The sequence below is a fragment of the Mesorhizobium sp. M7A.F.Ca.CA.001.10.2.1 genome (genome assembly GCF_003998575.1).
GTDB lineage: Bacteria > Pseudomonadota > Alphaproteobacteria > Rhizobiales > Rhizobiaceae > Mesorhizobium.
Window position 1 is genome coordinate 1 of the sequence record NZ_RZQY01000265.1, and the last position, 7,684, is coordinate 7,684.

The 7,684-nt window shown below is 64.6% G+C and carries 9 protein-coding genes and 1 pseudogene; 5 read left to right on the forward strand and 5 right to left on the reverse strand.

The features are described from left to right. Positions 1-1,181 (reverse strand): DNA polymerase Y family protein (locus EN964_RS17870; protein ID WP_245490664.1); only part of this gene is annotated, 1,181 nt, incomplete at its 3' end. Next, positions 1,123-2,160 (reverse strand): hypothetical protein, encoded by a 1,038-nt coding sequence (locus EN964_RS38615; RefSeq protein WP_127267293.1) that lies wholly within the window; start codon positions 2,158-2,160, stop codon positions 1,123-1,125. The genes EN964_RS17870 and EN964_RS38615, both read right to left, overlap by 59 nt. 183 nt (positions 2,161-2,343) lie before the next feature. Here EN964_RS38615 and EN964_RS17880 point away from each other — a divergent pair, with 183 nt between their 5' ends. From EN964_RS17880 to EN964_RS38620, 3 genes and pseudogenes are all read left to right on the forward strand, one after another. Beyond that, complete coding sequence (locus EN964_RS17880) at positions 2,344-2,766, forward strand: metallopeptidase family protein (RefSeq protein WP_023763026.1); 423 nt, start codon at positions 2,344-2,346, stop codon at positions 2,764-2,766. A 7-nt stretch (positions 2,767-2,773) separates the two neighbouring features. Beyond that, positions 2,774-3,199 (forward strand): hypothetical protein, encoded by a 426-nt coding sequence (locus EN964_RS17885; RefSeq protein WP_127267292.1) that lies wholly within the window; start codon positions 2,774-2,776, stop codon positions 3,197-3,199. A gap of 53 nt (positions 3,200-3,252) precedes the next feature. Next, a pseudogene (locus EN964_RS38620) lies at positions 3,253-3,365 on the forward strand (metallopeptidase family protein); the annotation flags it as partial. 115 nt (positions 3,366-3,480) lie between these two features. Here EN964_RS38620 and EN964_RS17895 read toward each other — a convergent pair. From EN964_RS17895 to EN964_RS17905, 3 genes are all read right to left on the reverse strand, one after another. Next, positions 3,481-3,750 carry a GIY-YIG nuclease family protein gene (locus EN964_RS17895; RefSeq protein WP_127267291.1) on the reverse strand — a complete coding sequence of 90 codons (270 nt, stop codon included), beginning with the start codon at positions 3,748-3,750 and terminating at the stop codon, positions 3,481-3,483. Positions 3,751-3,930: 180 nt separating this feature from the next. After that, a complete protein-coding gene (locus EN964_RS17900) occupies positions 3,931-4,137 on the reverse strand; it encodes a DUF1737 domain-containing protein (RefSeq protein ID WP_127267290.1) in 207 nt (68 codons plus the stop codon). Positions 4,138-4,187: 50 nt separating this feature from the next. Beyond that, positions 4,188-5,063: a CoA ester lyase gene (locus tag EN964_RS17905; protein WP_127267289.1), complete on the reverse strand. Its 876-nt coding sequence runs from the start codon at positions 5,061-5,063 to the stop codon at positions 4,188-4,190. A 534-nt stretch (positions 5,064-5,597) separates the two neighbouring features. Between EN964_RS17905 and EN964_RS17910 the strand changes: the two genes are divergently transcribed. Together EN964_RS17910 and EN964_RS17915 are read left to right on the forward strand one after the other, a co-directional pair. Then, on the forward strand, positions 5,598-7,136 hold the full coding sequence (locus tag EN964_RS17910; protein ID WP_127267288.1) for a DUF4173 domain-containing protein: 1,539 nt from the start codon (positions 5,598-5,600) through the stop codon (positions 7,134-7,136). 3 nt (positions 7,137-7,139) lie between these two features. Continuing rightward, positions 7,140-7,684: response regulator transcription factor (locus tag EN964_RS17915; RefSeq protein WP_164775868.1), on the forward strand; the 545-nt coding region annotated here is incomplete at its 3' end.

The following is a 7,684-nucleotide window of genomic DNA, read 5'->3' on the forward strand; positions in this document are numbered from 1 at the left end:
GGCCGTTCCGGCGGAAAAATGGTTTGTGGCGCCTGCAGCCTGCCGGGCTTTTTCGGCGGCGTGGTCCGGCGCGGCGCTTCGGTGAAGGGGATCGTGGCGACAGCACGCTCCGGCAGATGGCTCTCGACCGCGACCGGCCGGAGAACCGCGCCCTCGCCGAGCCGGGCGCGGATGCGGTCGGCGAACAGCGCGATATCGGCGCCATCGTCGATCGTTTCACCAGTCAGATCAGCCTGCTGCATGTCGAAGGTGGCTGCCGCCAACACCGAGAGCCGCACCAGATCGAAACCATAGCCGGCATCGATATCCTGCTCGAGCGCGGCCAGCCTCTCATGGAACAGTTTCTGGATCAGCATGGGTTCGCGCATCGGCCGCGAGGTGCCGATGGCGATGCGGCTGACGGCGCCGTCGACGCGAAAGAGCAGCAGCGCCAGTGTCCTGGCACCCTCGCCGCGGCGTTCGAGATCGGTTTTCAAGGTCGCCGCCAGCATGCCCACCAGCCGTTCGATGTCCTCGGTCAGGGTGACGGGTTCGGCGAGGTGGCGTTCGACCGAAAGCGGCGCGACGGGAAGGCGCGGCGACACCGCTTCGTCGAGACGGCCAAGCGCCTGGTCGAGGCGCAGGAGCAGCAAGGCGCCAAAGCGGCGGGCGAGCGGCGCGCGCGGTGCCGCCATGACGGCGCCCGCCGTGCGCAGGCCGACGCTTTCCAGGCTGGTGCGGGTCGCCGGCTCGATGCGCAGTGCGGCCAGCGGCAGGGGTGCCAGCAGCGCTTCCTCCTCGCCTGACACAATGATGCGGTCACTGCAAAAGCGTGCCGCCGCCCAGGCCGCGCCAGGCGTCGCGGCAAGCCCGGCTCGGACATCGAAACCCTGATGGAAGAAGCGCGACAGGATCTCGTCCAGCATGGCGCGTTCGCCGCCGAACAGATGGGTGCAGCCGGTGACGTCGAGAAACAGACCGTCCGCGCCATCCAGCGCCACCAGCGGGGTGTAGCGGTCGCACCAGTCGGCAAGGCCTTCGAGCAGACGGCGGTCGGCTTCCGGATCGGCCTCGACGATGTCGATCGACGGATGCATGGCGCGCGCATCGGCAATGCCCATGTCGCGCTTCAGGTGCAGCGCCTCAGCCCGCTCGTCGAGGGCCGAGATGCGCTGCGCGTTGCGGTCGCGATGGCTGATCACGAGCGGCGGGTGAGAGAGGTGATCCGACGGCCGGGAACGCCAGGACCGCCCCAGACGCTGGCGCAGGATCCTTTCCGCCGCCAGATAGGGAAACCACAGGGACAGGATTCTTTGTCCGGTCTCTTCCCTCGCTCCTTTTTTCGTCGCCCCATCTTTCGTCGAATGCGCGTTCATCGGGGTTCCACTCCAGTGTGAATTGTCCAGGCAGGGCTGTGCGGCTCTTGCCGATGGTGAGGGCGAAGGCCGGGCGGCCGATCGAGCCGGCCAGCGGCCCGGCGATGGTGTCGCGCGGCACCGCCGGCGCCGAGGCGACGATGAGGCGGACAGGGGCGGCCGTCGGTTCGGGTTCGGCCGCCTGCCGCAGCAGGAACACCGGCCGGCCGGCCGCTTGCGCCCTTGCATGCAGCCGGCGTGTCGCGGTCAGGTCCAGCCGCTGCGGATTGCCGCGGATTTCCAGGATGACCGCGGCGAGCGCTGTCATCCGGGCCGCCTCCTCGGCGACCCACAGCGCATCGACAAGCCTTGGCGCCTCGGAAAACAGCAATTGCTCCGGCTCGATGCCGAACGAGGCGTGAAGCCCCCTTGCATAGGGAAAGCCGGCCTCGCGGAAAATCTCCGATGTGCCGATCCACAGCACCGGCAGCCCCGGCGTTTGCTTGAGGATCAGACTGGTGAGCGACAAAGCGAAGCCGGCGACGGCCCCGGCATCGCGGGTTTGCGTGCCATGGATTTCACTCAGGGCGGCCTTCGGCAGGCCGCCGCTCAGGGCGGCGTCGAGGCGCTCGACACCGATAGGCAGAAACGCATCCGGCAACGCCGCGGCAATGCCACGCCGGACGATTGTGAGATCGGTGTTGGCGTCGGCGTGAAGGGGCGCGGCGGCCGGCGCGGCCAAGCGCTCGGGCAGCGTTCCCTCGATTTTCGCGATCTGGCGGCGCAGGGCAAAAACAGTCTCCCGCGCCACGGCGGTCATCGCCATGACGGTCAGCTTCCACTCACAATTGTTCCTGTTATGTTCCCTATAGATTCCAGAGGGGGACCCAGGAGTCAAGCAGAGTCATGGGGAATTTATTCCTCTCGGCAGGGATGGCGCAGGCGCATCGGCCCGTTCATTTGCCGATTCCGGTGCGAAAGCCTATATGCCGGGATCAAAGGACAAAGCATGGCCCGCATCTACAAGACCCGCACCTGGCACGACGAACTCTCGCCCTCGATGGACGAAATGGAGTTCCTGGCGCTGGAGGCGTATGCGCATCTGCCGGAGGATTTTCGCAAGCTGACCGGCGAGATCGTCATCCAGATCGCCGAGTTCCCGACCGACGAGATCATGGACGACCTGTCGCTGGAAACGCCCTTCGACCTGCTCGGCCTGTTCGAGGGACGCGGCATCGCCGAGCGCTGGAACCCGCAGACCGGCGAAGGCCCGAACCGCATCACGCTCTACCGCCGCGCCATCCTCGATTACTGGTCCGAAAACGAAGAAACGCTGGGCGACATCGTCACCCACGTGCTGATCCACGAGATCGGCCACCATTTCGGCCTGTCGGACGATGATATGGAGAAGATCGAAGAGGCGGCCGAGTAGCACTCAGATGACGGAAGCAGAATTTGCCGACCTGATCGATTGCAATTGGCCGTACCACGACATTTCACAAAGCCGGGAACTGATCGCAACCGCCATCGGGATTTCGCCGAATGCCGCTTTCCTCGCACTTAGTGAGCTTTGCCATCTGCCCGCAAGTGCTGCCATCGAACCGGCCACTCTCGTTGCCCTGGTCGATTTCTGGCTATCCGAATTCGACCACCCGATGGCACCTATGACAGCGGAATGCGCGATCTCCATGATTGAACGCAAGCGGTTGCCGGTTCCTGAAATCCTTACGAGAATGGATTCCGTCTCCGGCTATCCCGGTCTCCTTGCAGCGCTATCGATCCTCTATTTCGGCTGCGATGACGTCGAGGGCCGCGCAGACGCACGGTTCAACGAAATCAGAGCCGCCTGGGAAAATCTGGCGTAGCTGGTTACTGATCGACCAAGCGCTGTATTCGGCCCTCATTCCTGACCGTCGATATCCTTGACTACTGGTCCGAGAACGAAGAGACGCTGGGCGACATCCACGAGATCGGTCACCATTCGGCCTGTCGGACGATGATATGGAGAAGTTCGAAGAAGCGGCCGAGTAGCCCCACACCTTCGTCATCCTAGGGCGGAGCAAGGAGCGAAGCGACGCGGCGCAGACCCTAGGATCCATGCCGTGACGGCGATGCTATGCTCCGGCGGTGCAAGAAACCCGAGCGGCTACCAGCCGGTTCCACGAAAGAGCTCGAACCACTCCGGATTGGCCGTTTCGATCAGCTCGATCTTCCATTGTCGAGGCCAGCGCTTCAATGACTTCTCGCGCTGGATGGCATCGGTAATGTCGAAATATTCCTCGTACCACACCAGCCGCTGTACGCTGTAGCGACTCGTGAAGCGCGAGCCCTGGCCGGCCTTGTGCTCAGGCATTCGACGGCCGAGATCGTTGGTGACGCCGATATAGATGGTGCCGCGGTTCTGACTCGCGGTCATATAGACGTAGCCGGTCGTGGTTTCAGGGTAGCGAGCGTTGATGCGCGCACAAGCGCCATTTTGATCCGCCGCATTCTACGGCCAATGTCACGGCATGGATCCTAGGGTCTGCGCCGCGTCGCTTCGCTCCTTGCTCCGCCCTAGGATGACGAAGAAAGAGAGAGTCCTCAGCGCTGTCCCCTACCAGTCACTCAGCTTGGTATCGGGCCCGTATTCCTGGCCGTCGACATCCTTGACCACGGCCTGGCCGCAACGCATCGTCTTGGCCTTCTTGTCGTAGGCATAGGTCGGCGAGCCGAACAGGTGCCAGCCCTTGTTCAGCGCCGCCGTCACCTTGTGGCAGAAGCTGGCATCGTCCGGGCCGGACAGAAAGCGGTAGAGTTTCATTGTTCAGTCCTGTCGTGAGTAGCCATAGCCCGCTCGCATCCATCGAGCATTTATGCCCCGATGGCGGCTGCCTTCGCCAGCAGTTTTTCGGCCTGCGCCAAGTGCAGGCGCTCGACCATCCTGCCGTTCAGCGCGATCACGCCCTTGCCGGCATTCTCGGCGAGCGCGAAGGCTTCCTTCACCGAGCGCGCCTCGGCCACGGCTTCCGCGGACGGTGCGAAGGCACGGTTGGCGGCTTCGATCTGGGCCGGGTGGATGAGGCTCTTGCCGTCGAACCCCATGGCCGCGGCTTCCGCGCATTCATGGGTGAAAGCGCCGAGGTTGCGAAAATCGTTGGAGACCCCGTCGAGCATGTCGATGCCGCCGGCGCGCGCGGCCAGCACCATCTGCATCAGCCATGGCACGAGGTAGCGTCGGTCAGGCGTTGCCAGAATGCCGGTCTCCTTGACCAGGTCATTCGTTCCGGCAACGAAACAACTGAGCCGCGAGGCCGGGTCACGGCCAAGCTCGGCGATGGCGCCGATGTTGAGCAGCGCCTTGGGCGTCTCGATCATCGCCCACAGTTTCACGCTATCGGGGACAAAATTGTCGTCGAGCACATCGCCGGCCTCGAGCAGGTCGCGCGGCGTGTCGACCTTGGGCAACAGGATGCCGTCGGGCTCGCAGCCTGCGGCAGCCAGCAGGTCGTCGGCGCCCCATTCGGTTGCCAGAGCATTGATGCGCACGATCATCTCGCAGCGTTCGTTGGGGCGGTTGGCGAAAATGCCGGCCAGTTTTTCGCGAGCGGCGATCTTGTCGGCCGGGGCTACGGCATCCTCGAGGTCGATGATGATGGCGTCGCAGGCAAGCTGCGCGATCTTGGCCAGGGCCTTGTCGTTGGAGGCCGGGATGTAGAGCACGGAGCGGCGCGGGCGGTAGGTTTCCATGGGTGATCTATGCCGCGTGCGGGCAGGTGAGGCAAGCGCGCAGGGCTGTGCCTGAGGCGAGCCATCGCGAAAGCTGGTGCTGCCCCTCACTGTCCTGCCGGACATCTCTCCCCGTAAACGGGGCGAGAGGAGATGGCGGCAACGCCGGCGCCTTTCTTGCGACGCTGGAGATTGGCGAAACCGGCGACAAGAGCGTCCCTCGCCCCGTTTACGGGGAGAGGATGCCGGCAGGCAGGTGAGGGGCAGCGCCGACGTTAGAAAGATGGCGAATTCGACCTCAACAATTGCCTGCACGAAAACTGCACAGGCCTGCGGAAAACCTCCTCCGATCCGCCTCACCCTTTCCCCGCCGGCCTGACAAACAGACGGCATGCAAAACCGAGCAAAACCCCGATGGTCCCTGCCTTACCGGCTGCGCCGCGAAGACTGGTGGCTGGCCGATGCGCCGCGCGTGTGTCCCGTCGCAATCCTCATTCCCTTTGTCCGCAACAGCCCGCCGGCAACCCGGCGGGACGCCATCAGGAAAGCCCGATCATGACAGCGTTGCTCTCCGCCGCGCCGAGCTATTGCAGCCGCTTCGGTGTCGCCATCCTGCTGGCGGCACTTGCGGATTTCCTGTTCTACGGCCAGCCCGCCGGGATCACGGTTTTCCTGTTCGCCCTGCTGATTGCCGCCGCGGTTGTCGCCGTGCATCCGGCGGCTTTCAGCGACGGTCGGGTCTGGCTCAAGCCCATCGCCTCGCTTGTCGCGCTGCTGCCGCTGGCTGAAAACGTCAGCACCCTGTCGGTTTCGATCGCGCTGGCGGCGCTGACCGTCTTTGCCCTTTCGCTGAGCGGGCGGCTGCGGCACAGCATCGCCCGTATTGCCGGGCAGATCGTGCTGTTCGGGCTGGCGGCGCCGTTCCGCTTCGCCAATGATTTCATCCGCTGGCGCAGGACGGCGCGGCGGTTCGGCCGGCGGCGCATCCGGCTGGCGGCGATCGCTGTCTGGGTGATGCCGCTGACGCTGGGCGCGGTCTTCCTGGCGCTGTTCGGCGCCGCCAATCCGGTGATCGACTACTGGCTGTCGCTGATCGACCTCGTGAGGCTGCTCGATCTTATCCAGCTGGCGCGGATTGCCTTCTGGCTGTTCGTGCTCGCTGCTGTCTGGGCTTTTCTGCGGCCGCGCCTGCCGCGCCCGGTTCGCCGCAACCGGCGCGCGGCGCCCGCCGTCAGCGCTCAAGCCGACAAAACCGTCACCACCATCGAAGATATCCTGTTCGGCAAGGCCGCCATCCTGCGCGCCCTGATCGTCTTCAACATCCTGTTTGCGCTGCAGACGGCGCTCGACGCCACCTATCTGTGGGGCGGGGCGGCCCTTCCCGACGGGCTGAGCTACGCGGCCTACGCGCATCGTGGCGCCTATCCCCTGATCGTCACGGCGCTGCTTGCCGCCGGCTTCGTGCTGGCAGCGCTGCGGCCAGGCAGCGAGACCTCGGCCGATCCGCTCATCCGCCGGCTGGTCTACGCCTGGGTGGCGCAAAACATCATGCTGGTGGTCTCGTCGATCCTGCGGCTCGACCTCTATATCGGCATCTATGCATTGACCTATTGGCGCGTCGCTGCCTTTGTCTGGATGGGGCTGGTGGCAGCAGGCCTTGCCCTGATCATCGCTCGCATCGCGCTTAGAAAATCCAACGAATGGCTGCTGTCCGCCAATCTTCTGACGTTATCTCTGACGCTTTATGCCGGCTGTTTCATCAATTTCGCAGCAACGATCGCCAACTACAATGTCGACCATTCCCTCGAAATGACCGGCCAGGGCATTCCCCTAGACGCCTGGTATCTTCACTCGCTCGGTCCAGGCGCGTTTCCCGCACTCGATCGCTTCCTCGAGCAACAGGGCAAGACGGCGGCGGCCGGCACTGTCCGCGAACTGGCTGGCGTGCGCGGCAGCGATGAAATCTGGTATCGAACTATCCAGCAGAACTGGCGGGCCTGGAGCTTTCGCGACTGGCGGCTGCTTCGATATCTCGACACCAAGGGGCCGTTCGTGATTCCCTCCGCTATCGAACCTTCCATGCCGGGCCGCTGATCCATGCCGCATCACATCCTCGTCGCCGACGATGACCCGCACATCCGCGAGGTGATCTGCTTTGCGCTGGAAAAGGCCGGCATGAAAACGACAGGCGTGGCCGACGGTGCCGCCGCCCTGCAGGCGATCGGCCGCCGGGCGCCGGATCTTGTCGTGCTCGACATCGGCATGCCGGAGATGGACGGGCTGGAGGTCTGCCGGCGACTGCGGCACACATCCGATGTGCCGGTGCTGTTCCTGTCCGCGCGCGACGAGGAGATCGATCGCATCCTTGGGCTCGAAATGGGCGGCGACGACTATGTGACGAAACCATTCAGCCCGCGCGAGTTGGTCGCCCGCGTCAACGTCATCCTGCGGCGCGCCCGCCCGGCGGCGGCCGAACCGGTCGACAACAGGCAGTTTTCGCATGGCAAACTGGCTCTGGCGCCGGCCAGTCACGCTGCCAGCTTCGACGGCAAGGCGCTTGCCCTGACGGGGATCGAATTCTCGATCCTGAAGGGATTCCTGGCGCGGCCCGCGCATGTGCTCGACCGCGACGCGGTGATGGC